The following is a 1,647-nucleotide window of genomic DNA, read 5'->3' as shown; positions in this document are numbered from 1 at the left end:
GCAACATGCGAGGCGAGAGCCCATCGGTGCGCGTCGCGAGGATACCAAACGGCACAGGTGGCACAGACGGCTTTGGACGCCTGCGTTTTACCGCTCGGCTTAGCAGCCGTCGAATCGCTGGTTCGTCCGGATCGCTTGCGCGTCGGCTCTGGTTCGTCACGACTTTAGACCGCGAACATCAGCGGGTATTTGCGGACCAGTTCGAGGTCAACGTAGCCGGCGGCATTGATCCACTCGTGGGGACAGTAAACGAGCGAGCCAGGGTCGAGCTCCAGGCCATCCCGTTTTATTGCCTCGCGCGTCCCCAGTCGGCCGGCCCATTGTCTCCGTCCGTTTGGATCAGGGCGCATCGTGTCGAACACGGCGGTGTCGTTCTTCGTCATCGCAATTCCAGAGGTGTTGAAACCAATCTTCACGAAATGACCTCCGCTTGACGCCGGTGTTCTCGCCGACAAGTGATATTCGCTTTTGCAGTTGCTCACCTCAAGCCCGCACAGGTCGTGCTGACCGTCTTCCCTGTCTCACTCGCCGTTGCAGGTTGCCGGAGTTTGGCGAAGGGTGATCCAGAATTGACAGGTGCGGCCGGACCAGCCTCGGCACCCGCGGGTTGGAATGGTGGCTAGCTGTCTGCTCCTCAGGGTGGGTGGGCCGCCAGCATTGGATCGCTCTCTTCGTCGAGTCAGCGCTTCTAGTGGCTTTAGGAGGAAGCCCACCATCCGTCGGGGAATGGCTCTAGCAAAGTCCGATCGACTTGGTTGTCGTTGTCAGGGGGCCTGAGAGCTCCTGCATTCCGCGCTAGTGGCGCGTGGCGACGGAGGCGGACAGACATGGCGCCCGGTTTACGAGTTCGAAGGCGGCGCGAAGGAGGATGTGTCAAGCGTAATGGGGGCACACCGCGAGCGCGGCGCTCTGCTTCTTCGACCAGGCCTCGAAGATATTCCAATTCTGAGAGCTGAGAAGTGAGTTCGCTAAGTCGTTCGGCGTAAACGATTGCGCGAGAGCCTCGCATAAATGTCCTCCCCAGCACAAAAAAGCACTATCAGGATGGCGTCAGAGCAAATAGCGCGGGTAGCAAAAGTGGAACACTACCACCGGTAAATTGCGGATTTCAATACGTCAGGCTCACTGCCTCAGGACTGCGTCCACTCCCTTGCCAACTCGTCAACGATCTTGACCTATTTTGCCGAAAGCTTGGTTGGGCCCTGCAGTCAAAAGGGCCTGGGTGTAGAAGCCAGCGTAGAAGTTGCGCCAGCCTTTCGGCTTGCACTAAGCTCATCCGATTAGATCTGAATTGTTTTTGTGGAGTAGCGTCATGTCGAGTGCGATTGAGTTGATTGTGGACGGCTACGCGAGTCTGAAAGACCGCCAGTCGCTTGAGGAGCTGAGGATGCACCGCCGGCGCCTTGCCGGAGACCTGAAAGCCTGGGCGGGCTTTGACTGCAGGTTGTCGATTGCGCAGATCGAGCAGGACATCGAGGCAATCGAGGCCGGCTTGGAGACGTTGTCGGGGCCGGTCGGCGGTTAAGCTAAGGCGCCATCCGATGGCGGCGAGCGCGCGCAGGGAGGGCAAGTGCTGCGATCTTTCGTCAGGCTGCCCTCATGGTGGTTTGGTCATGTTCGTCCGCGCTCTGCCTGACGTCTGAGAAG

General features: G+C 59.1%; 2 protein-coding genes. One reads left to right on the top strand and one right to left on the bottom strand.

The window, feature by feature from the left end:
* Positions 1-164: 164 nt before the first annotated feature.
* Entirely contained in the window at positions 165-416 is a 252-nt protein-coding gene (locus tag FXB41_RS39755) for a hypothetical protein (protein ID WP_311985957.1), read from the bottom strand.
* 896 nt (positions 417-1,312) lie between these two features.
* Between FXB41_RS39755 and FXB41_RS39750 the strand changes: the two genes are divergently transcribed.
* Positions 1,313-1,525: a hypothetical protein gene (locus FXB41_RS39750; protein WP_007601850.1), complete on the top strand. Its 213-nt coding sequence runs from the start codon at positions 1,313-1,315 to the stop codon at positions 1,523-1,525.
* Positions 1,526-1,647 lie beyond the last annotated feature (122 nt).

It is taken from the genome of Bradyrhizobium canariense (genome assembly GCF_019402665.1).
GTDB classification, from domain to species: Bacteria; Pseudomonadota; Alphaproteobacteria; order Rhizobiales; family Xanthobacteraceae; genus Bradyrhizobium; species Bradyrhizobium canariense.
The sequence above is the reverse complement of the archived record's forward strand: the minus strand, read 5'-3'. Positions and strand labels throughout refer to the sequence as shown.

Bases quoted from the DNA above. Each gene is read 5' to 3' on its own strand.
- FXB41_RS39750 (WP_007601850.1), top strand. From the start codon at position 1,313: ATGTCGAGTGCGATTGAGTTGATTGTGGACGGCTACGCGAGTCTGAAA.